General features: G+C 68.8%; 14 protein-coding genes and 5 pseudogenes. 8 read left to right on the top strand and 11 right to left on the bottom strand.

Features of this window, described 5'->3' with window-relative positions; translation table 11 throughout:
- Positions 1 to 28 precede the first annotated feature (28 nt).
- From IE198_RS32075 to IE198_RS32060, 4 genes and pseudogenes are all read right to left on the bottom strand, one after another.
- Positions 29 to 631 carry a DUF6000 family protein gene (locus tag IE198_RS32075; protein ID WP_189893031.1) on the bottom strand — a complete coding sequence of 201 codons (603 nt, stop codon included), beginning with the start codon at positions 629 to 631 and terminating at the stop codon, positions 29 to 31.
- 458 nt (positions 632 to 1,089) lie between these two features.
- A complete protein-coding gene (locus IE198_RS32070) occupies positions 1,090 to 1,734 on the bottom strand; it encodes a class I SAM-dependent methyltransferase (RefSeq protein ID WP_229834671.1) in 645 nt (214 codons plus the stop codon).
- Between the two features lie 152 nt (positions 1,735 to 1,886).
- Positions 1,887 to 2,198: pseudogene (locus tag IE198_RS32065) on the bottom strand (helix-turn-helix domain-containing protein); the annotation flags it as partial.
- A 40-nt stretch (positions 2,199 to 2,238) separates the two neighbouring features.
- Positions 2,239 to 2,604, bottom strand: a complete 366-nt coding sequence (locus IE198_RS32060; RefSeq protein WP_189893029.1) for a S26 family signal peptidase — start codon at positions 2,602 to 2,604, stop codon at positions 2,239 to 2,241.
- Between the two features lie 745 nt (positions 2,605 to 3,349).
- On the opposite strand from IE198_RS32060, the gene IE198_RS32055 reads away from it, so the two are divergent.
- A complete protein-coding gene (locus IE198_RS32055) occupies positions 3,350 to 4,999 on the top strand; it encodes a serine/threonine-protein kinase (RefSeq protein WP_189893027.1) in 1,650 nt (549 codons plus the stop codon).
- 49 nt (positions 5,000 to 5,048) lie between these two features.
- Here the strand turns inward: IE198_RS32055 and IE198_RS32050 are convergent, their stop codons facing one another.
- Positions 5,049 to 6,500 (bottom strand): flavin-containing monooxygenase, encoded by a 1,452-nt coding sequence (locus IE198_RS32050; RefSeq protein WP_189893025.1) that lies wholly within the window; start codon positions 6,498 to 6,500, stop codon positions 5,049 to 5,051.
- A complete protein-coding gene (locus tag IE198_RS32045) occupies positions 6,497 to 7,447 on the bottom strand; it encodes a patatin-like phospholipase family protein (RefSeq protein ID WP_189893023.1) in 951 nt (316 codons plus the stop codon). The genes IE198_RS32050 and IE198_RS32045 overlap by 4 nt, the downstream gene beginning before the upstream one ends.
- A 58-nt stretch (positions 7,448 to 7,505) precedes the next feature.
- On the opposite strand from IE198_RS32045, the gene IE198_RS32040 reads away from it, so the two are divergent.
- Entirely contained in the window at positions 7,506 to 8,099 is a 594-nt protein-coding gene (locus IE198_RS32040; RefSeq protein WP_189893021.1) for a TetR/AcrR family transcriptional regulator, read from the top strand.
- A 950-nt stretch (positions 8,100 to 9,049) separates the two neighbouring features.
- Complete coding sequence (locus IE198_RS32035; protein WP_189893019.1) at positions 9,050 to 10,168, top strand: hypothetical protein; 1,119 nt, start codon at positions 9,050 to 9,052, stop codon at positions 10,166 to 10,168.
- 131 nt (positions 10,169 to 10,299) lie between these two features.
- Here the strand turns inward: IE198_RS32035 and IE198_RS35840 are convergent.
- The 4 genes and pseudogenes from IE198_RS35840 to IE198_RS32020 all read right to left on the bottom strand — a co-directional run.
- Positions 10,300 to 10,451 (bottom strand): annotated as a pseudogene (locus tag IE198_RS35840) (IS5/IS1182 family transposase); the annotation flags it as partial.
- Positions 10,444 to 10,770, bottom strand: a pseudogene (locus tag IE198_RS37035) (AbeC-like domain-containing protein). The pseudogenes IE198_RS35840 and IE198_RS37035, both read right to left, overlap by 8 nt.
- 111 nt (positions 10,771 to 10,881) lie before the next feature.
- The gene (locus tag IE198_RS32025) at positions 10,882 to 12,093 is read right to left on the bottom strand and encodes a hypothetical protein (protein WP_189893014.1); all 1,212 of its coding nucleotides are present in this window, start codon (positions 12,091 to 12,093) and stop codon (positions 10,882 to 10,884) included.
- A gap of 882 nt (positions 12,094 to 12,975) precedes the next feature.
- A complete protein-coding gene (locus tag IE198_RS32020; protein WP_189893013.1) occupies positions 12,976 to 13,200 on the bottom strand; it encodes a hypothetical protein in 225 nt (74 codons plus the stop codon).
- A gap of 632 nt (positions 13,201 to 13,832) precedes the next feature.
- Between IE198_RS32020 and IE198_RS36835 the strand changes: the two are divergent.
- The 4 genes and pseudogenes from IE198_RS36835 to IE198_RS35830 form a co-directional block, all read left to right on the top strand.
- Positions 13,833 to 13,937, top strand: a pseudogene (locus IE198_RS36835) (hypothetical protein); the annotation flags it as partial.
- Positions 13,938 to 14,286: 349 nt separating this feature from the next.
- Positions 14,287 to 14,907 (top strand): hypothetical protein, encoded by a 621-nt coding sequence (locus tag IE198_RS32010; protein ID WP_189893011.1) that lies wholly within the window; start codon positions 14,287 to 14,289, stop codon positions 14,905 to 14,907.
- 1,284 nt (positions 14,908 to 16,191) lie between these two features.
- Positions 16,192 to 16,842 (top strand): DUF4328 domain-containing protein, encoded by a 651-nt coding sequence (locus tag IE198_RS32005; RefSeq protein ID WP_189893009.1) that lies wholly within the window; start codon positions 16,192 to 16,194, stop codon positions 16,840 to 16,842.
- A 431-nt stretch (positions 16,843 to 17,273) separates the two neighbouring features.
- Positions 17,274 to 17,449 (top strand): annotated as a pseudogene (locus IE198_RS35830) (lamin tail domain-containing protein); the annotation flags it as partial.
- 538 nt (positions 17,450 to 17,987) lie between these two features.
- Here the strand turns inward: IE198_RS35830 and IE198_RS32000 are convergent.
- Entirely contained in the window at positions 17,988 to 18,416 is a 429-nt protein-coding gene (locus IE198_RS32000) for a hypothetical protein (RefSeq protein WP_189893007.1), read from the bottom strand.
- Between the two features lie 836 nt (positions 18,417 to 19,252).
- Here IE198_RS32000 and IE198_RS31995 point away from each other — a divergent pair.
- Positions 19,253 to 22,870: a laminin G domain-containing protein gene (locus IE198_RS31995; protein WP_229834653.1), complete on the top strand. Its 3,618-nt coding sequence runs from the start codon at positions 19,253 to 19,255 to the stop codon at positions 22,868 to 22,870.
- Positions 22,871 to 22,891: the final 21 nt, after the last annotated feature.

Here is a 22,891-nt window from a genome sequence, read left to right as displayed (position 1 = left end):
GTCTTCGCAGTGAACGAAGCCGAGGGGGTCAGATGCCGGCACACTCGTCTACAACGGCGCAGGCGAGGCGGATGCCGCCCAGGTAGCTGGAGATGCCATCATCGCCGTGCATGTGGGGCGCGTCCTGGAACCACTGCCGCCACAGGCCGCCCTCCTGGAGGAGGTGGCTGGCCCGGTCGCCGTGCACGACGGACTCCGTGTAGGCCAGGGCGCCCATGGCTGTCGGCTGGTCGTAGGCGAGATCGGGCCGACGCAGGTAGCGATCCAGGTAAGCGGCAAGCAAGTCGGCGTCCCGTGCGGTGCCGAAGCTCGCCAGAGCCACACAGTAGGCCCCACCCGCGCAGCAGACCTCACTCTCCAGCAGCAGCGCACCCAGTCGCTCACGGAAGTGGTCACGGCGCGAGACGGCGGCGAGCCATGCCGCGGTTCGCCGCTCGCGCCAGCTGCCTTCGAAGAGGATGGTGAGCTCGGCGTCGGTAACAACCCTCGCATCAGCGGCCAGGTGCTGAACGAACGGCTCATACTCCTCGCGCGACATGCGAAGTACCGCTCCGCCGAGCTTCAGGTACCGGCGCGCGGGGAGGCAATAGCGGCGGTACAGGGCCTGTATCTCGGTGTCGTAGCGGATCACCACCCCATCCTCTCGCGACGAGCACGCAGCTGAGAGGCGTGGGGCGGAATACGCCTGCAGTGGCCCCGAGACGGGGTGGGACGCCATCGAGGCCGGGTCGGGTGCGCAGGGTTATTGCTCCACAGAAGGTGAGCCAGAACCCATTCCCGTGTACAGAGCCAAAGGTGGGCCTACACCTTCTACGTCGGCCACCAGGCGCTCCAGCGCGTCGAGGGCTACCGGATGGCACGCGCGCCCTGACGGTGGCCCGCGCCCGGGCCCGCGGCGCCTACGAGCGGCTGCCCGGCCTGCGGGCCGTCCACGAGATCACAGCTGAACTCAGGCGCGAACTGATCGACGGGACGCGCCCGCTCTGCCTCTCTCAAGCCCTCAGTCATCCACCTGGGCCTGGCCACTTTCGGCGAGATCGCCGCAGGAGCCTCCTGATCCCGACTCCGCCAGGCGACTGGCTGAGCCGCTCAAGGTTGACGACGCGCGAGTATGATCCCTCCCAGCTTGCTCTCGGCCGAGGTGAGAGTCTTGTGCGTCTCGACGGTGAAGCCAGCTTCGTTAAGCCACTCAATCGTCTGGTCATGCTGCCGGCGATGGACATAGACCTTCATCGGGTGCCCGCCGTAGCCCTCGGTCTTCAACTGCGATCCGTCGCCGACATGGAAGCTGAGTAGCAACGGCCCACCGGGCCGAAGCACTCGACGGAAATGCGCAAGAACCGAGCTGATCTCGTCGTCAGGAACGTGGATCAGTGAGTACCAGGCGACCAGGCCAGTCACCGAGGCGTCGGCCAAGGGGAGGTCCGTCATGGAACCGAGATCGAACCGCACATCGGGGTGATCACGACGGGCCGCACCGATCATTCCAGGTGACAGATCGATGCCGAACGCGTCCAGGTCCAGCTTGCGCAGGTGGGCTGTGATCCTGCCCGTCCCACACCCCACGTCCGCGACCAGCCCGCCGCCTTGGGCGCGCACCAGGTCGGCAAACAGGGCCAAGACCGCGCCCTCTTCGGGTGTTTCGTCCAAGAGGTGACGTGTCAGCTCTGCGTAACTTGCAGCGACGGTGTCATAAGACGTCCGGGTATCTGCCAGCCAGTCATCTGCGTTCAGTCCCATTTCCACCGACCTCAGGCTACCCAAGTCATCAAGCGGCGTGACGGCTTGGACGGTGTTCTGTGTGGTGAGGCGGACGCGTTGCTTGTAGCAGCGCAGGGCTGCGGCGAGGCCGAGAAAGGGCAGGTAGGATGGGTCGTTCGTAGCGGTGGTTGAGTCTGAGGTAGCTTCTTGATCTCGCGGCGCTCGGGCAGTGTGAAGGTCTTCGGCCGGCCGCGGGAGTACTTGGGGGAGAGCGAGTCGAAGCCGTCGGCGTTGGAGTTGCGGATCACGTCGCGGACCCGGTCGTCACTGGTGAACGACACCTCAGCGATTTTTGCGACCGGCATGCCCTGAGCGGACAGCAGCACCATCTGCGCGCGCCGCCAGGTCACCACGGAGCCCGTGCCTCTGCGGGCCGTCAGAAGTAACCGCCGGCCCTCGTCGTCATCGATCTCGCGAACGCGCACTCGTTCTGCCACCCGTATGGCTTGACGGCCCAATGCTGCTGGAGCGTCAGGTTCAGGAGGAGTCGTTGGAGTCAGCCTCGAGCGTCTTGCCTGCGACTCCTGACCGGGTGACGCCGTCGACTGCCACACAGATACCGAAGACACGGTCGTAGCTTGTCCAGCCATTGACGTGACCACGGTTGTTGCTGATCTGCACCCGCTTCCTGGCGAGGTCCACGGACGACACCAAGTGCAAGTAGACCGTCCCGGCGACACGGGCCAGGACGATGTCCCCCAAGTCCAACTTGGACGGGTCGACCGGAGCAACGACCACCTGCTGCCGACTGCGTATCAGCGGGACCATCGAGGAACCGCTGGGCCGGAACGCCACGGTGGCCCCGCCAGCAACCCTGCCTGCCACTGCATCCAAGGCACCCATCCGATGATCGTGGCAGATTCACCTGCATCACCCCACCGATTTACTTCTCCGTGCTCCAACAGTGAGGCTCCCTCTTCGAGGCCATCATGAACGCCGACCACCGGGCCATGCCCGGCAGCGACTCGCTGACAGGCCACCAGATCGACCGACTCACCCACGGGATGCACCTGGTGCCCGCGTCCCTTCTGGCCCGGGATGAACGCCCGCTTCTACGTGGCACCCGGCCTCGTCATGTACGTCGCAGAGGGCGACGACCACGGATTCAGCGCCTGGGCCGGGCCCTTCACCGCAGCGTCCTGGCGCCTCTGGCCGCGGTCGACGTCACATGGACGCGCTTCGACGGCTGAGCTTCCCGCCCGACGTCAACATCGCGGGCCACTCCCGGCACTCGCGGCCTGGCAGATCACTCCCTGGCTGAGCTGAGTGGCGAGGGATGCTGTTCTTGCGATGCAGGGTACGGCCGATGCTGCTGTCACAGTGCGCGACGGCTGCCGTTGGTGAGCCAGCAGGAGGGGGGAGCGGTGAGATCCAATCTGCGAGAAGTGATCCCGCACGATGTTGAACCGGTGCAGGGTGGAAGCCTGATGCACCTGGGTGGCCGCCGGCGTGCCTGCCGCGCCCGCGGGTGAGGAGCCTGGAGAATCCGGCGCCGCTTGCCGTGTGAGCTGTCACAATGACGGGGCCGTCACCGCAGGGGAACAGGCGGCGGAGGGGGTCGAGGTGCCTGCCTGGAACGGACGGTGCGATGAAGCCGCTGCGGGACAGTGATCCTCGGGCACTGGGGCCGTACCGGCTCCTGGGTCGGCTGGGGCTCGGAGGGATGGGCCAGGTGTTCCTGGCCCGTGCCCAGGACGGCCGATTCGTCGCCGTCAAGCTGATTCACCCTCACCTCGCCGAAGAGCCGGAGTTCCGGCGCCGGTTCCGGCGCGAGGTCGCCGCCGCACGCCGCGTCTCCGGAGCCGGGACGGCATCCGTGGTCGCCTCCGACACCGAGGCCGACACCCCTTGGTTCGCAACGGAGTTCGTGCCCGGCCCGTCACTCCAGCGGGTGGTGGAGGAGTGGCAGCGCCCCCTGCCGCCCACGTCGGTGTGGCACCTGGCGCGGGGGCTCGCGGCGACCCTGGGCGCCATCCACGGCGCCGGCGTCCTGCACCGGGACGTCAAGCCGTCCAATGTGCTCATCACCCTGGACGGGCCCCGCGTCATCGACTTCGGCATCGCCCGGGCCGTCGACTCCAGCGTGGCCACCCGCACCGGTGCCGTCATCGGATCGCCCGGATTCATGTCTCCCGAACAGGTGCGCGGAGAGCGACTCGGCGAAGCGAGCGACGTCTTCGGCCTGGGCGCGCTGCTGGCCTACGCCGCGACCGGCCGCGGCCCCTTCGACGGTGAGGACGACGCGCCGCACGCGGTCCTCATACGGGTGATCTCCCAGCCGCCCCGGCTCGACGGCATCGACGGCACGCTGCGCACCCTGGTGGGGCGCTGCATGACCGCGGATCCTGCGGACCGGCCCTCGGCGGCGGAGATCGAGGCCGAGGCGATCCGCGCCGTCGGGGCCGAACTCCCCGACAGCGGCTGGCTTCCGCCGCAGCTCACCACCCGGCTGGGCCAGGAGGCAGTGCGGCTGCTCGCGCTGGAAGGCGCCGTGCCCACCCAAGTCGATACGGCCGCGCGTTCCCTGCACCACGCGCCCACCGCGACGTCCGCCCGCGTGCCCGGACTCGCTGCCCGGACGCCCCCAGCAGGTGCCCCCACTCCACCGGCACCGGCACTCCCACCTGTGACGCCTCTCCTCCCGCCCACGCCACCGCGCCGACCCATGGCGCCAGTGCTGGCCGCCCTGGGTGTCGTCCTCGTCGGAGGGATCATCCTGTCGCTCGTGCTGATGATGCGCGACGACGGCACCAACGAGGCGGGCAGCCCGGGCGGGACGGCGGGACCGGCACGGTCCAGCGCCGCGACCGGCCCGACGGCTCAGCCGACCCAATCGCCCTCGCCGTCCCCCTCCAAGGAGACCGGACGGAGCACGTCGCCCCCGTCCTCGCCCCGGCAGTTCGACTTCACCGGGAGGTGGCGGGGGATCGTGAACCAGGGGGACGGGGCCAGCATCTACGACGTCGAGATCCAGTACACCGGAGGAGCCCGGGGCGAGCGGGTCGCCAAGGTCGACTACCCCACGCTGGGCTGCGGCGGGTACTGGACGCTGCAGAACCGTACGTCCGACCGCGTGAACGTCGTGGAGCATCTCACCTATGGCGCCGGAAGCTGCGTGGACGACGTGGAGATCTCCCTGACCGGACTGGACACCGACACCGCACGGTACTACTTCGACGAGTCCGACCACCCGGTCTTCGCCATCGGCATGGGCGAGGGTGAACTGGCGCGCGACTGAGCCCCGACGTCCGGCCGACCTGTGCAGCTCCCAACCCCCCCAGCTCGTTTCACATGACGGTGAAGTCGCGGGCGTCGAAGCGTGCCACCTGTGTGCGGAGCCGGCCGGTCGACCAGGGCCAGCTGAAGCTGTTGCGGCCGTTGGCGTCGAGGTAGTAGCTCCGGCATCCGCCGGTGTTGTAGACGGTGCCCGCGAGGGCGGCCTGCAGTTCGGTGTTGTAGGCGCTCTGCACGTCGCGGCGTACCTCCACCGACGCCCACCCCTCGGCGCGTGCTGAGCGGATCGCGCCGAAGACGAGATCGAGCTGGGCCTCGAGGATGGTGAAAGCGGAGCTGTGTCCGGTGCCCAGGCCGGGACCGAGGAGCAGAAAAGCGTTGGGGAACCCGGCGGTGACGGTGCCGAGGTACGCCTCGGGGGAGCCCTGCCAGTGGTCGGCGAGGGAACGTCCGGCGCCGTCGTGAATGAGGTTCGACAGGGGCATGTCGAGGATGTGAAAGCCCGTGCCGAGGATGATCGCGTCCACTTCGGCGCTGCTGCCGTCGGCGCCGAGCACGGTGGTGCGGTCGACCGTGCGGACGGCGCAGGCGTGCACGTCCACATTCGGGCGGGTCAGGGCAGGGTAGTAGTGGTTGGAGAACAGGATGCGCTTGCAGCCGATGGTGTAGTCGGGGGTCAGCTTGCGGCGCAGTTCACGATCCCGCACGGTGGCGCGCAACTGTGCGCGTGCCACGGCCTGTACGCCGCGCAGCAGCGAGGGCCTGCGAAATCCGCGGCCCAGCAACTCCATGGCCCGGTACTCCACCGCGGCCACCGCGGCGCGGGCGCCGGGCACATGCCGCATCACCCACCGTTCGGCCTTCGGTATGCGGTGGTCCGGCTTGGGCAGCACCCACTGGGCGGTGCGCTGGAACAAGTGGAGCCGGTCGACCTGGGGGGCGATGGCCGGGACGAACTGCACGGCCGATGCCCCGGTGCCGAGCACCGCGACCCGCTTGCCGCGCAGGTCGTAGTCGTGGTTCCAGCGCGCGGAGTGGAACACCCTGCCGGGAAACTCCGCAAGGCCCGGGATATCGGGGATGAGAGGCTCGTTCCACGGCCCGGCACCGGCGATCAGGAACCGGGCGGTGAACTCGCCGGCATTGGTGCTGATCCGCCACCGTGCCGCCTCGGCATGCCAGTGTGCCTCGGTCATGCGCACGCCGAACCGGGTGTGCTCGCGCAGCCGGTGCCGGTCGGCGACACCTTTCACGTAGGCGAGGATCTCCGGCTGATGCGCGTACACCCTCGTCCAGTCCGGGTTCGGCGCGAACGAGTAGCTGTAGAGCCGGGACGGCACATCGCACTGGCAGCCCGGATAGGTGTTGGCCCGCCACGTGCCGCCGAAGTCGTCGGCGGCCTCGATGATCAGGAAGTCCCGGATTCCGGCCTCGCGCAACCGGACTCCCGCGCCGACCCCGGAGATACCGGCGCCGATGACGATGACCTCGAAATGGGCGCTCATGCCGTGGTGCTCCTGTCGATGGCTCGCTTGACACGGTCGGGTGCGGTACGCAGGGAGACGTCGAGGGTGGCCGGTCGGCGGGCGACTTCCATGAAGTTGAAGCCCATGACGGCCAGTTCCTCGGCGCCGGGCTCGATCCGGACGACGCGGGTCCCCGCTGCCCGAAGCAGGTGTTCCTCCGCGTCGAGGTTCCGGGTCATCCAGCGCCTGGCGACGCGTTCGAGGCGGCTCAGCCCGGTGGCGGGCGCGCCCCCGGACGTCGCCATCGGGGCGACGATCACCACCTCGTCCAAGCCGAGCGGGGCAATGAGGTCGGCCGACGTCGGCGACACCACCCCGCCGTCGAGGTAGGCGCGCCCGTCGATCCGTACGGGAGGGAACCAGCCCGGGATCGCCGACGACGCGGCCAACGCGCTGCCGATGTCGGCGACCGGGGCGTCGGGCGAACCGAACGCGACCCGTCTGCCGGAGCGCGTCTCGGTCGCCACCAGCCACGTACGTGACGAGGCGAACCACGTGTGGCCGTCCGCCAGCGCGGCGCCGAAGCCCCGCAGCCACCCCGCATCCCCGCGGCCGCGCGGCAGGAGGCCGAGCAGCCCCGACCCCAGCGGGACACGGCCCCGGATTGCCGCCGCCGTCAGCCCGGCGCCCGGCAACCCCGGCCACGGAACCGGTGGCAGGGCGCCCGGGTGCGCGCCGACGTGCCGCAGGAGCAACGGGTCCGCGTCGGACCGGCCCTGCAGTGCCGCGAGCAGGTCGGAGACCGACCGGCCGGACCCGAGCACGGACACGACCTCCGCCCCCGCCGACGTCCCCACCAGCACCTGTGCCGTGCGGGCATCCCAGTCGAGCTGCTCCTCGACCGCGGCCAGCGCCGCAACCGCCCATGCGAAGCCGAGGGTGCCGCCGCACCCGACGACCAGCCCGCGTCGTTGACACCCCGCCATAGATTCTCCCGGTATTTGAATTCCAAGGGAATCCGAAAGCTAGCGGTATCCTGCGAGGGTGGCAAGACTGACCCGGGCCGAGAGCCAGGCCCGCACCCGCGAACACGTCCTCGACACCGCGTACGCGCTCTTCCTGGGCGAAGGCTTCACGGCGACGTCAATGGAGCGTGTCGCCGAGGCGGCGGGCTACTCGAAGGGGGCGGTGTACTCCAACTTCGCCACCAAGAACGAGCTGTGCCTGGCCGTGCTCGACCGCATCGCCGCGGAACAGGTGACACAGCTGGCCGCCGCGATGGGCGACGCGCCCCTCTTCGAGGACCGGATCGCGGGATTCGCCCGCTGGGCCGACGAGACCATCGGCGACAGCTCGTGGACCTCGCTGGAAGTCGAGTTCGCCACCGCCAACCGCCGCGACAAGCAGGTGTGCGAGCAACTCGCCCAGCGCCGGCGCATCGTCACCGACGCGCTCGCGGACCTGATCCGGGCGCAGGCGGACGAACTCGGCATCACAATCGCCCTGCCCGCCGACACCGCCGCCCTGACCCTGCTCAGCCTCGGCATCGGGCTCGGCGTCCAGCGCGCCTTCGACCCGACCGTACCCGTGCAGCCCATCGTCGACCTGCTGCGCAGCGTCATGAGCGGGCGCCCCTGAGGGTGCCCATGCTGCTGCGCTGACGGTGCGGGCACCCGGCTGCAAGGGGCGGCTCGGAGGCGAGCGGAGCGATCGGCGCGAAAGCCGTGTTGCCGAAGGAGCGCTGGGCCGTTGCGTCGTTCACGGAGCCGTCGCCGACCGGAACGCTGCGGACGGCATGGGCATGGTCGCCAGGAAGGCTTCGACGTCGTGGACGTCGGTCAGGGCGCAGTCCTGCTTGTTGCGTGTGCCGGTCGGTGGGGCTCCACTGAATGGGCCGACGAGTACTTCTGGCTGATCGATGCCGAGAGGCCGGGCGATTACCCGGTCCTTGGGCGGTCCGATGACGGCGGCGCATGGGACCGGTGCGATAGGTCCACCTCTGAGTTCTCTACCGCGTCCTTGCCGATGCCGATTTTCAACCCCTCGGGATCGCGCAGTACGCCCTCGGCACGACGTTCAAGACCGGCTCCGGCGACCCCTTCGACGGCCAGCCGCTCTGACGAGAGGCTGGCCGTCCCACGTTCGTGGACACGACAGTGCCGTCGTTTCTCATCGAGATCCGTGAGCCAGGCGAGCACCAACTGCCTCCGGAACCGGTCGCCAAACGCTGTTCGTAGAGATCAACGAAGCCACGATGCGGGTCGCGGACGCCGACTCCGAAGCGGCACTCGACCGCTACGCCGCCGTCATCGCCCGGGAGGCCGCCGCATGGAGCCCGTGACGTGACCGACACCGGCGGCGTAACCGGGTCGAACACCTCGACGGAGTGTTCGAGTTCGTCGATCTCCTGCGACCCGAGGGAGCCTCGTAGCGGTCACCCCCAGCGGGGTCGGCGTGCAGGGGATTGTCGAGGACCGGGTCATCGGCGGCGAGGGAGGGGTCGTTGTGCCGGCGGACCAAAGGCCCGGTGCGTGGCCCGGCCCCGCCCCGACATGCGATGATGCCCCCGTTTCCCAGACGGAGGACGTTTGTTCGTTTTTGTGTGTGCAGGGTGCGGCGCCGATCTGACCGGCCCCTTGTCCCAAGTTGCCCTGCCGGTCCACGCTCACCAGAAGTACGGCAACGGGACCCAGCTCCCCGTGCTCATGGAACCCGGCACGTTCGCCGTGGAACCGGAGCCCTGGGGACCGCCCTGGCGGAGATGGGCGGAGATCGATCCGGACGAAGCGGAGGCGCGCGGCATCTTCGCGCCCGTCCACGGACTCTCCGACAACGCGCCCGGTGCGGTCGTCATCGCACCGGGCGAGGCGCACGGCACCGTCCTGAACCCGGAGAACCGTGGCAGCGGCTACTGTTGCGGTCTTGACGGGGCGGGCGGCCCGAACATGGCGTGCGCGGCCTGCGGCCAGCCCGTCGCGACCCGGATCGACGACTGCTCGCTCTGGCAGGCCGTGTGGCTCGACCCGACCGCCGTACGCCGCCTCCCCTTCGACGGTCCCGAAGCGCCACTGCTCTCCTGGGCGGAGCTGGTGAAGTCGGGGGAGGGCACACCCCCCTTCGAGCCGATCACCCGTTGGGGGTGCCGGCCGGGGGAGGAGAAAAGGTGGTCGTTGTGGAGCCCCCAATGGGAAGCAGCGGCGGGCCGGGCCCTCGCTCACCTCCTCGTGGCTTCCGACAGGCGGCCGGTAACCGTCCCGGACGGCCTGGCCGCCGAGGTGTTCCAACGCGCCCTGGACTCCCTGCTGCCCGCGGGCCCACCGTCCCGGCACGCCGTCCTTGCCGGACCCGGCCTGCCCGCCCTCGACGCGGACGCCGACATCCTTCTCGTACCCGCCCATCCGCAGACCGGGCAGACCTGGACCCCCGCCGACTCGGCCGCCTCCGCATACCGGGTCCCGCTGCCGTTCGGAGTGTGGCAGTCGATGGCCTTTCCCGAGCCGTACCTGCCCGTCCCGACGTCGGGCCGGATGCCCGCCGGCGTCCTCCGCGACGACTACCCGCTCCCCCCACCGCGCTACCACCACCCGTTCCAGGCCGACCCGGAAATCTTCCGGGCCACCCTCGTCCGCCTGCCCGCCGTCCGCACCCCATGGCTCCGCGAGATCCTCGACAACCTCACGCGCAACATGCAGGCCGGTATTTTCTAGGCCGTCTCCTGCGGAGCTTCTGATCGGTGGCACCCGTGGCCTCGCGGCATCCGCGCAGTGACCCCGCAGCCCGCCGACCCGGCCGCCATCTCCATTTCGTCGACAACGTGATCCTCAGGAAACGGCCGATTTCACCTCGCTGACCAGATGAAGATGGCGGCGATGTGGAGGCCTGCGAGGTAGATGGTGGCGGTCTTGTCGTATCGGGCGGCCAGGCCGCGCCACTGCCTGAGTTTTTGATGCAGCGCTCGACCGTATTGCGTTGCTTGTAGGCGTCACGGTCGAAGGCTGCGCCGAGGACACCAGGCGGTGTATGCGATCCGCACGGGTTCTGACAAGGTCTGCATCAGCGTGCGGTTCACGTGGGTGAGGGCGTACCAAGCGGCAGCCAGTTGCTCTTCCGGGCGGTTCGGCGGTACCAGGATGTCCACGACATGGAAGCGCTCGGCGATCGGCGGCAGCACAAAACCGAGGCTCTCCACTTACAGTTGGCCGCCCTGGACGAAAACACGGAAGAACAGAGTGATGACCACTTCTTCCTCCCAGCAGCCGATGCGCACTGCCACGAAGTGTCGCAACCGCTCGTGCGCGGCGAGGTCCACCCCGTCCGGCCATCCGTCGGCGCCAGGGCCTCCCCGGGCCGGCCGCTCGCCCCCGTCTGGCCGCTGGGGCGGGCACGAGCCGGACGAAGGCCGCGCTTGAACACGAAGTCGTCAACGGGGATTCATTCCCCGCGCAGCCAGGCGCTTCTGGAGACGGGCGTGGCGGAACTGGTAGACGGGCCCGGTGGCACGGAGGAGGTTGCGGCGGCGCGCGTCTTCGAGGAAGCCCATCAGACGTACCGGGGTGCCTTCCTCTGTCGAGAGCTGTACGGCGGTGAGGGCGGTGGCGACGGCGAGGTTGCCGACCGGTCCGGTCATGACGCCGACCACCAGCGCCGCCGAGACCCCACTCACCAAACCGGTCCCGAGCCCGACCGACCAGGCGAGGAGAGGGGCGGTGAGCAGTGCCGCCGCGAGTCCGGTGAGCAGGCCGAGGACCAGACGCAGTCCGATGTGGTGCCGCCAGGCCTCGCGCGGACCGATCGAGCGGGTCTCCGCCACGGGAGGGCGGCTGTAGAACTCCCGCACATCGTCGTACCAGGAGCCCGCCCGGGCGGACAGGAACGGTGTCCCGGCCACGATCCGGTACCCGCGGCCCGTCACCAGCGCCCCAATGAACCCCAGCGGCAGTGTGGTGAGGTAGCAGAGCCAGGCGGGAGGCGTGTTGTTGCCCGGGAGCAGTGGACTGGTCAGGGTCGCCAAGGTGCCCGTCGCCAGCCATTCCACCACTCCCGACACCACCGCTCCGCGAGTGAAGATGTCCCGCCAGCCGGCGCTCTCCAGCGTGTCCCGCCATCCCGCGCTTTCCAGCCGCTGTGGATCGCTGAGCTCCGTGAAGCGGTCACCGGCCGCCCACCCGCCAACGAGTGCGGAGGGGATGCCGATCAGCCAGGTGTACACGGAGTGCGTCAGCATCCAGACCAGTACGATGCCGGGCACCCCGCACACCACTGTGACCGCCGCCCATACGGCGAGCGCCCGCGGACGGGGGTGCGTCCAGCCGGGGATGTGCCACCACGGCAGGTCGTAGCTGTTGTCCTCGCTGAGCCGCCGGGCGATGTACCGCAGGGTCCGCTCGGCGGTCTCGGGGGACCACCGGGGGCGGTCTCCCGGCCGTGGGGTGTAGGCGGCGACGACGGCGCTGTCCAGCAGGTGGTGCTCGATCGCCTCGCTGGTGGCGAACCGGCTGTCGTCGAGCAGTTCGTCGACCGGGCTGCCGTCGGCGTAGACGTCGCGCACCAAGGTGACTGCCAGCGGACTGGCCAGTGCCTTGGCCACGGCACTCTCGGGTTCGTGCAGAAGGCGCTCAGTGGTGCTCGCCACGCGGGTGGTGGCTGCTCGCGAAACTCGTCGAGCAGATACTCGGCTGCGTCGGACGGAACGAGGGGCAGGATCTCCAGAGCCACCGCACCGCCCAAGCCGGCCCACTTGGCCGTCAGCAAGGCCTCCTTGCCCCGGGAGATCAGGATCAGCCGGAACGGCGCCAGCTCCAGCGCGCTCACCATGGCATTCCGCAGCTTGCCGCCGACCTCGTCCAGCCCGTCCAGGAACAGCGCGATTCGGCCCGACTCGAGCAGTCGCCGGGCCCGCTCGCGCCCGCCCCGACCCTGGAACAGGGTGTATTGGCGGGAGAGCCAGGCCGCCGCCCACTCCGTCGGGCTCTGCCGGGCCGGATCCCAGCCGTCTAAGGTCAGCAGTACCGGAACCGGAATGCGCGCCTTGTCCTGCGGGGCGGCATCAGCGCGGTGCCGCAGCGCGTCAAGGAGCAACAGCGCCGCGGCAGCCGTCTTGCCCGCAGGCGACCCCACGAGGAATATCCGGCCCGAGGCCAGCCCGACGTACACCGCATGCAGCTCGTCGAGGCCGCCGCCCCGGCGCAGCTGCTCGCGGGTGACCGCCGCCAGACCCGGCAGCTGGGCGAACCGGGCCCTTCTCCCCTCGGCGGTCGCACCGGCGACCCGGTCCGTGACCTTCCGGTTGGTCACCCGCCAGCGGACCGGCAGCGGAGCGGGCACCAATAGCCGCCGCCACTGCGCCTCCTCGTCCCACTGGGCGCACACCACCCTGGCCAGCTCGTCGGCCGAGGCGTCGAGCGGTGAGGGGGCACGGCATAGTGGTTCACGTTCAGGGTGCTGTGCGCACCGGTCTGGAAGGCGACGGGACCGTGGAAGGAGTTGCCGGTCACCTCACCGGGCCCGTGACCGCTCACCCCGCCGTCCCGAAGCGGTTGTCCTGACGGCTGTGGCTGCCGGTCTGGAAGGCCACGGGCCCGTGGAAGGTGTTGCCCGAGACGGCCACTCCGGCGACACCGTCGCCGAACTCCTCCTTCAGCGACCGCAGTTCGGCCGTGGGACCGCGCCCGGTCGGCCTCTTCCAGGCTCTCCAGCAGCGACGAAAACTCCTCCTGCCACAACCGAACGTGCCTATCACGCACTTGCTCCCGCTCATCCTCGTCCGCGGCGTCCAGAACGGCGGCGGTACGGTCCAGCCGCTCCAGCGCCTCGTCCTCGCGGCCCGGATCACCCCGGCCGACCAGCCGGGCGCACCGTTTCCGGAACCAAGCCCAAAGATCCGAGCCGGCGGCCTCCACCACCGCTGTGCCCCCTGCCGCAGCAGCCGCCACCACCGCCTCGGTGAGCATCGCCCATCCCCCCAGTCCGTACGAAGCAGGATCGGGACCCTAGCGCGACGCGCACTCGAACCAGACCGTTTTGCCGATTTTGGTCACAGCGACCACGCCGCACGTGTCGACCACCGCGTCCAGGAGCACGAGACCGCTACTGCCTTCGGCGTCCGCCAGCAACTCGGCAGACGTCGACGTAGTTGGGTGGAGCTGTCCGTCGCCTCCATCAAGTGGCGCGGCGAGAGAAGTTCGGCAGCGAGCCCCGCCTCAAGTCCGTGCGCTGCGCCATGCTCTACCATTTTCGCCGTCTCCCGTATTGCGCTGCGGCAAGTCAGGAAGACCAAGGTGCCGAGAACGAAGCCGTACCGGCTCCTTCCATCCTGGAACCTTTGGGTATCGAGGCGTCCGCTTCCCCGCGGCTCGTCCAGCGATTCGTTAAATTCGCAGCACTGCAGGCCCTCACCGGCATGAAAGTTCGGTCTTCGCGGTGGCGTTCTCGCCGGACGGCACTCTCCTGGCCAGCGTGGGCGATGAGGGCATGGTCCGGCTGTGGGACGCGGCCACCTGCCAACTCGTCGGCAGCCCGTTCTGCGAAGTGCAGCTCTACGGCCGGGCGGTGAACGCACAGGATGAACTGTTGTTCCCGACGGACTGGAGTAGATCCGTGGGTGGCCAACAGCGACGGAGATCCCGTGTACACCGTCGGTGGCGGCGTCACCTTGGTGACCGTCGTCGACGGGAGTGCGGCACCAGCTTTACGACCGTCTACGGGGAGAGCGGATGGGGACATGATTCCAGCCTCCTGGGGCGCGGGTGCGGGGTGCGGGCTTGCCCGGCACCCGCACCCCAGGAGGCTTCCCACCCGCAAGATTCCGAACGACGAACGGAGCAGCATGTCCTACGACAGCGCGTTCCTGTGGGGTCCTGCGAACTTCTCCGGACGGCCGCCCATCCGGCTGGTGGTGGAGGGTGTCGCTGTGGGCCTCGTCACCGCCGGCCTGGTCGCGGGTTCCGCGGTGACGGGTGTGCTGACCGGTTTCGACACCGTGGGCTCGGTGGTCGGTGTCATCGTGGGTCTGGCCGCCGCCTGGTATCTCTTCTCGACGAACGCGGGACGTGTCCTGGTTGGCGCAGTCGCCCTGATCGGTGGGGCCCTCGCCTGGTGGATACCAGGCCAGACCGCGCAGGCCGTCCACGCGGCGCGCGGAGAGAGCCGTACGGTGGTGGTGACCGAGGTCCATGTCCACCGCTACGAGGGACGGAACTACGTCAAGAACTCCTGCTCGGTACGCCTCCTTGACGGCACCCCGGTCCCGACCGAAGCCTGGCGCACTTGCGGCGCCACCGCGCGCGCGGGCCAGCACCTCACGATGGTCTTCGATCCCAAGGACTCCGTCCTGCCGACCGACCGCATCCTGCCTGCCACCGCCGCGGAGGCCCTCGCGGGTTCGGCGGTGGCGGCTGTGGCCCTCGTGGCGCTGTGCTGCGTCGCGGTCATCCGATCCCAGCCGTGACCACGCATGTCATGCACGCCCGTGTACGACCTCGTGGTCCGGTGACCCGGTTCGAGCGGTGTTCCTGGCTGGTGGCCGCCGTCACTACCCGTGGGCTGAGGCCCCCTGTGGCTTGCGTACGAACGACCTTGAGCTGACGGCCGCGTGACACAGGAGAAGGGAACGAAGTACGCAGAGAGAACACCCCTGCCGCTGGGTCCGACGGTCAGGGCTCTCCTGCTGGCGCTGCGGCGGGCTGCGCCGGAGGGACAGGGCACACGGACGCGTTCCCGCAGAATGGTGCGAGCACGGACGCGCGACCGGCTGGGGAACGACCGCCAGGCGAACGGATAGCGGAGAAGGCGTTCGACCTGCTGCGGAAAGCGAACTCGATGCGGCTGACGCTCACGATCCGTGGGCCCAAGAGCACCCGCGATCTCTGTGCACGCCGACCGGGACAGCAACTGCGCCGGGCACCTTCGACGGGCGGAGGCCGTCCGTCAGGGTCCCGAAGCCGCCACACAGGCCAACGAGCGTACGGCGCAGGCCCGAGGCAAATACAATCAAGGCCCCTCGGTCAGCCCCGCCGTGAAGGAGCAGTGCAACCTGGACAAGGCGCTGCCCAAGCCACCCCGGGACGGTGCCGGCGTCACACAGCAGCCCGTTGTCGAGCGTGACGGAGATCAGGTCATCCCGCTACGGTGCCCCAACGAGTGTGACAGGTACCTCAACTGCCACCGCAAAGCTCAGCCCCAGGCACAGTGACCATGGCATCCCACTTCCGCGATCCGTGCTGCACCGCCATGGCATGAGGACGAGGGGGATCGGCGCCGCAGTAACAACCACCCAGAGCGACGGGCCGGGCGGCGGGTACGCCGCGTCGCCGCCGGACGTAGGCGGAACACCGGCCCGTCAGGCTCCACGGGCCTGCGCCGCAGAGAAGTCGGCATGAGGACTCCAGAAGCAGAGGGGAAGTAGAGGGGAGAGGAAAGGCTTCCATGGACCCTTGAGCCACGTCCTGAACGACTCCCCGTTCGAGGTCCGAGAGGTCACGAGCCAGCGGCGATCTCTGTGCTGGGAGTAGCAAGGAGATGGGGTCGTGAATACGAATCTTGCAGCCTCGTCGAGGTTGTCGATGGACCGTTCGGCTCTGATCACGTATGTTCACGCGGCGGCCCCGCTGGCCGCGCCTATTCGATCCGTGGGGGGTTGTTCATCATGTCCTCAAGTACTTCCGACAGCGAGAGACCAGGGTTTCAGCCGCTTCAGGCGTGGTCATGGGCTGTGTACGCCGCGCTGGCCCTCGTGGTCGCCGCCGACCTCTGCTCGCTGGCGACAGGCGTACGACTGCACGGGCTGTGGGGGGATGTCGCCGCGCAGGGGTGGGACGCGCTATCTCCGGATTCCCTGTCGAACTTCGAACGGGTCGAGTCCCGTTACAGCTGGTTGGGAGTGCTGGAGTTCTCCGCGCTGGTCGCCTGTGCTGTGCCCTTCATCGTGTGGTTCTACCGGGTACGGCGCAACGCAGAGCTGCTGGCGCCGGATGCGCACAGCAAGGCGCGGGCCTGGGCCGTGTGGGGGTGGTTCGTGCCCGTGGTGTTCTGGTGGTTCCCGCGCCGGATCGCGCTCGACAGCTGGCAGGCCAGCCTGCCGCGTACGGAGGGTGATCAGCGCCGGTCCTCAACGGCGATCGTCGAGCTGTGGTGGGCGGCCTGGCTGGCCGATCAGGTCCTGGCCAACGTCGCGGGCCGCATGTATGAGCGCGCCGAGGGGCCGGGAGCCATTCAGAACGCCCTCGCCCTGATGAACGTCTCTGTCATCCTGGACGTCGTCGCAGCCGTTATGGCCGCACTCTTCGTTCACCGCCTCACCAGGCTTCAACACGACGCCATGCAGGGCGTCACAGCAACCCCTTTGGCGGCCCCCGAAGCAGTGGCTGGAGCGCCGGTTCACTGACGAGTTGGTGTGTCATAGCGGGTGAGGGCGTCATCGCTGGTGGGTGGCATGATCCGACCGTGGCGATCACGGTGAGTCGGGCGGTTATTGCGCATCAGCCTGTCACAGGGCGGTGCCACGACGACATCTGGCCCTCTGGCCGAGGAGTTGCCCCTGTGGCACGGGTCGAAGGCCGCCGTCATGAGGCACGAGACGGAGCGAGGAAGCGGGCTGCGGGGGGCAGGTGCCCGGCATCAACTGGTCTTTGTGGACCGGCTGCGGCCACGCTGATTCATTTGCGGCACGCCCCCGCACGCGGTGCTGGGGCTGCTGTTCGGTGTCGACGTTGTCTGTAGCCTTCCGCCGCTCATCAGCACTCCTGAGGGGCGACCTCCATTTTACACACCCATGCCGCCATCGCCGCCGTTCCCACGGCCGGCGCATTCGCCGCGCTGACCGCCGGTCCGGCCCAGGCCACCCAATACGTGCCGTGATTCCAGCAACTGCAGCACCGGCAACACCCGTGACGAGTACCTGACTCATCAAGAACTACTCGCGCACGGGGACCGTCAACCTGCACGGCTACGTCGTCAAGGATGTTGCCGGTAACCGGTTCGCCGTCGCGGCAGCGACCGCGACGGCAACCGCTACGTCACCTTCCACTGAAACCCGCGTCCGGACGGCAGCCTCACCGCACCGCCTGACCGGTGGTGGAGCTGCAGCTGCTCATCACTCGCGCCGTTTGAGCACGGCTCGGGCCGGCGCTTCAGGCTCCCCCTGCACCGCGGCGGTAGACCCACTGCAGTCCAGCGCAAGACGAGGCAGAGACCAGCCAGTTGTCTCCCCCTGGGCAACCACCCGTGCAATGTCAAGACCGGGCCCGTTGAGGGCGAAGCCGCTGACCCACTCTGTTTGACGCGACGGTTGCATACCCTCGTCACCAGCGACCGAGCCGTCGCGGATCTCCAGCATTGTTTCGGCATCGCCCTACCAACCCGCACGGTGTCGTACGCCGGAAGCCGTTTCAACCTGGCCGAGGTCTGCGGGCCGAGGTGTTCCAGCAGATCATGTCACCGCGTCTGTGATCCGCGGTCGTCTTCATCGAGTGAATCAACCTCAAGCTTTGTGACGGCGGTTGGGACGTTCACCTCATCCTGCGTTCGGCCTCAACCGACCGGGCCGATGGCGAGAGTGGTCAGATCGCGGTCGGCCTGCCACATCGCGTGCAGTGTGTCGTAGGCAGCGGAGGCGCTGGTGTTCTTGTAGGACGTGACGGAAAAGGTGACGGTGCCCTGGACCTTCTTGGAGAACAGGGAGTGACCGATCGCCAGGGCGTCTGCGCAGAGGTCGGCGTTGGGCTTGCCGGGGGCGCATCCCATGGCCGAATGCGTGGGCCCGAAGACCATCCGCTTGCCGACGGCGACCGCTCCGGGCACCGCCCCCTGCCGCGGCAGCACGTCGGCCACCTGACGCGCATTGAGGACCCCGCTCGCACCGCCGGGCTGACCAGACGCGGCCGGAATGGGCTCCTTCTCCGCGGCCGGCCCTTGTGCGGCCTCGTGGCCGCCGGTTGCGGCGCACGCCGCGAGGAGCACCGTCGCAGCCGCTCCGGTCGCAGCCGCTCCGGTCGCAGCCGCTCCGGTCGCAGCCGACCGCCATCCACGTCCAAAGCCCACCGGATTGCCCCCACAGCCGCTCATGAATGCCTGGTCATATGCCGCAGCGCTCAGCCCACAGAAGAGGCTTTCGTCACCCCGCGAACGGCATTCCGTTCACTACCGCACCATCCCCCCGCGGGGGGATGGTCCCTACGTCAGCCGCCTCGTGGCGGTCTTGATGGCGGCGAGGCTTGCGTGCGCCGCCTCGACGCGGGGTACGTCTCGCGCTTGGCGTGTTGGCAAGTGCCTGGTAGATGCTGGCTATCCGTGGCACGAGTGGCGGGAGGTGATGTGCCTCACGCTCGAAGTTGGTCGCGATGGTTGCTCTGTGCAACTGAAGTGGATTCGGTCTGATCGCTGACGTAGCGACCCGGCTGCTTGGTCCGTCGAACTCGGCTTCCTGGAAGGTGCGTTGAGGGAAGCGCTTCAGGAGGTGGCTCCGATGGCGGCTGAGTAGTTCTTTCACGCTCACGGTGCGCAGTCACCTCTACGGTTTGCATCTGATGTGCCGTGGTTCGGGCATGTACACGCATTCCCGCACTTCAACGACACGGGCGGCCCTTGGCGTTGCGGCAGGGGATCTTGACGTACCGCTGGGTTACAGCGTTCACTCTGGGAACTTTTGTAGATCATGTGACCGTGGGGTGGGGACTGTGCGACTGAGGTGGAGGCGTGAGCGTGCGCCGGGTGGTCTGGGACGGTGGGCGGCGGTGACCTCGCTGGCGACCGTTCTGAGTGTGCCGGCTCTTCCTGGGGCAGTGGCTGCCCCGGTCGTGACTCCAGCATCGTCGGCCGTCGCATCCGAGGTTTCTGACGATCAGAAGGCTCTGGCCCAGGCCGCTGAGACGGGCGAGCGGGTCGAGGTTGTCGGGGAGCGCACCGAGCGGGAGACCGTGTTTGCCAACCCCGATGGTGTGACGTTCACGCTGGAGAAGTCGATCACCCCGGTGCGTGTGGCTGCCCCGGAGGGCGGCTGGGTCGCCCCGGACGCGACGTTGGTGCGGCGCTCGGACGGGTCGGTGGGGCCGAAGGCGGCCACTGTCGACCTGACGTTCTCGGCCGGGGGCTATGGCAAGGACCTGGTGAGGATTGCCGACGACGGACAGGCGGTGGCGCTGGGCTGGCCTGGCGAGCTGCCGCCGCCTCGCCTCGAGGGGGATCGGGCGATCTACCCGAACGTCCTTCCGGACGTCGACCTGATCATGACGGCAACGGTCGAGGGGTTTCGACAGGTCCTCGAGGTGAAGACACCCGAGGCGGCTGCCAATCCCGCACTGCGCACCCTCGATTTCGCTCTGGGGACCGACAACCTGCGGATGGAGCCGGGTGCCGGTGGGGGAGTGGACGCCCTCGACGGCAACGGCCAGGTCGTCTTCCGCTCACCGGCCGCACGCATGTGGGACTCCGCGGGTGACACGGCGCAGCCTGCCGACGGTGTGAACACTCAGGTGGCCGGCGTGCGTCCCCTCGGAGAATCTGCCGCCGAGTCGACTCCGATTCCGGCCGGCCCGGTGGAGGAGGGTGACCCGCTGGCCGGGCCGGGGGCCGGCGACGAGTCAGCCGTCCTGGACCTCGAGGTCAGCAAGGACACGGTGACGGTCACGCCCGACGCCGAGATGCTGACCGGCACCGCATCGGATGCGTTCCCCCTGTACATCGACCCGTCTGTCGAGCTGAACGAGTCCGAGCGCACGGTACTGTCCTCGGACGGCGACGTGTTCTACAACTTCTCCGGCGGAGACACCGGGATGAGCGTCGGCAAGTGCGGCACCGGCGTGGTCAACGGTGTCGCGTACTACTGCGGCAGTGGCTACGTGAACCGCATGTACTTCGAGTTCGCCCCGGGCAACTTGAAGGGCAAGCACGTTCTCGACGCGACCCTCCGGGTGACGGAGACCTGGTCGTTCGCCTGCGAGGCCCGGTGGGTCGATCTCGAGCGGACGAACAACATCTCCTCGGCGTCGAAGTGGCCGGGGCCGACGAAGCTGGACCAGATGGGGGACCGGAACGTCTCCGCCGGCCGCGGCAGCCTCTGCAACCCCACCCAGCCGCGGGCGCCGATCGAGTTCAACGACTATCCGGCGGAGCCCGACGAGAACCTGACGCCCACCGTCCGGGCCTTCGCCGACGGCAAGTTCGCCCGCCTGACGTTGATGCTGATGGCCAAGGACGAGACCGACACGGTCGCCTGGAAGCGGTTCGACGACGACGCTGTGCTGAGCGTCGACTACGTCGGCAAACCGGCCCTCCCCAGCAACATCGGTCCCGTCACCGGCACGAACACCCAGACGTGCCGCAACACAGAAGCCACCGCGCTGACCGTCACCACCCCCAACCCTGCGCTGACGGCCACACCACAGACCGTCGCCGGAGGCGAAGCGGGCGCACAACTGCGGGCCGTGATGGACACCGAGAAGAAGAGCGGCACCTCCTGGACCAACCTCGCCGACATCGAGCGCCCCACCAGCGGCTACATCGGTGACAACGTCCGGGTCACCGTCTCCACACCCACGCTCGAGGAGAACGCCCTCTACCGGTACCGGGCCTGGACCCGCTCCTACTACGGCGGCGGCTACCTGTCCGGCCCTTCGAACGCCTCCACGACCGGCTGGTGCTACTTCAAGGTCGACTCCACGGCACCCAAGGCGCCGACCATCACGTTCAACGGCCCCTACACCCAATGCGCCACCAGCTGCGACCCGCAGGGCGGTGTGGGCATCGAAGGAAAGTTCACCCTGGGTCCCGCGGCCGGGGATGTGAACACCGCCTACCGCTACAAGCTCTCGACGAACAACACCTGGTCCGGCTGGATTCCCGGAGCGACGGTGCAGATCTCGGTCGTTCCCTCGACATCCGGCACCATCATTCTGTCGGCGGAAGCGAAGGACACCGCTGGCGACGGTGCCGAGACGAGCGTGCAGTTCAACGTCAAGGAAGGCGACGGACCACTCGGCTCCTGGGACTTCGACACCACGGACGCCACAACGGGCGCCGTCATCGACACCTCCGCGCCGACACCTGACCTCCGCGACGACGCCACCTTGTACGGCGGGGCCACGCTGACCGACCGGGGGCGTCGCGGGCAGCTGACCGGCACAGACACTGACAGCGGCCTGAGCCTGAACGGCACCACGGCCTACGCCGCCACCTCAGGCCCGGTGATCGACACCCGCGCCTCCTACGCCGTGGGGGCCTGGGTCCGCATGGACCAGCCGACGGGTAACCACACGGTGCTCGGCCAGGATGGTGTCAACCGCAGCCCGTTCCTGCTCGGCTACGAGCACTCGCTGAAGAAGTGGACCTTCCGTGCCGTCGACTCCGACGCTCCCGCCGAAGGCACCTGGTCCTATCAGCGTGTCGCATCGCAAAACAATGCGGTCTCCGGCGTATGGACGCACCTGGTCGGCGTGTACGACGCGGCCACCAAGACGCTGAGCCTGTACGTCAACGGCCAGCTGCAGGGCACCACTGCCTACACCACCGCGTGGAACGCCACCGGCCCCCTGCAGATCGGCCGGGTCAAATGGTCGGGCTCCTACGTCACCTACTTCCCCGGCTCCATCGACGAAGTCGCCATCTGGCAGCAGGCGGCGACCACCGCGGGCGATCAGTTCGTCAAGCACGCCGGGCTGAAGGACGCGAACGGCAAGCCGCACGCCGAGTTGGTCGCCTCCTACCGTCCCGCGGGAGCCCAGGGCACCTCACTGGCGGACAGCTCCGGCTACAGCCGGCCCCTCACCCTGAGCCCGGGTGCCTCGCTGAACGGCGTAGAACTGGTCCTGGACGGCACCAGCGGCGCCGGCACCGCAGCGGGGCCGCTGGTCGACGACTCCGGCTCCTTCACCGTCACTACAGAGGCACTGGTCGACTCGGCCAAGATGCTGACCAAACCCGTCGGGTACAAGGCACAGATCCTCGGCCAGCGCACTGCCACCGGATCCTCGTGGAGCCTGTGGTTCGAGAAGACCGGCACCAGGGACGAAGAGGTCCGGGACGAGAACGGCGAGCCGGTCGTCGACGAGAACGGCCAAGTCCAGTACCGCAAGGTCCCCGTCGGCAGGTGGCACTTCGGGCGGCTGGCCGCCGATGGCAGCGGCGTCTCCGTCTCCAGCATCGAGGATCCGCTGGCCGACGACGAAGTACGGCTCACCGGCGTCTTCGATGCACAGGCCGGAACCATCAGCCTCTACCTCACAGCCGAACAACAGGATGACGCCCTGGCCTACACCGCCGCAGTCGGATCCGGCGAGTTCGCAGCGGGCAAGGGCTACCTGAACAGCGTCTGGGGCAACTACCTGCCCGGCCGGATCAGCGACATCCGCCTCTGGTCGGGAGCCCTGGCGGACGGACAGCACGTAGCTGACGTCGTCGGGACCAACAGCACCACCTGACACCCCCTCCTCCCTGGTGGC

It is taken from the genome of Streptomyces xantholiticus, from assembly GCF_014651015.1.
Taxonomy (GTDB): Bacteria; Actinomycetota; Actinomycetes; order Streptomycetales; family Streptomycetaceae; genus Streptomyces; species Streptomyces xantholiticus.
Note: the sequence above shows the minus strand (reverse complement) of the source record. Positions and strands in the feature narration are given on the sequence as shown.

Excerpts from the sequence above, each read along its gene's own strand:
- IE198_RS32060 (WP_189893029.1), bottom strand. The coding sequence starts at position 2,604 with ATGGGTGCCTTGGATGCAGTGGCAGGCAGGGTTGCTGGCGGGGCCACC.
- IE198_RS32055 (WP_189893027.1), top strand. The coding sequence starts at position 3,350 with ATGAAGCCGCTGCGGGACAGTGATCCTCGGGCACTGGGGCCGTACCGG.
- IE198_RS32050 (WP_189893025.1), bottom strand. The coding sequence starts at position 6,500 with ATGAGCGCCCATTTCGAGGTCATCGTCATCGGCGCCGGTATCTCCGGG.
- IE198_RS32045 (WP_189893023.1), bottom strand. The coding sequence starts at position 7,447 with ATGGCGGGGTGTCAACGACGCGGGCTGGTCGTCGGGTGCGGCGGCACC.
- IE198_RS32010 (WP_189893011.1), top strand. The coding sequence starts at position 14,287 with ATGTCCTACGACAGCGCGTTCCTGTGGGGTCCTGCGAACTTCTCCGGA.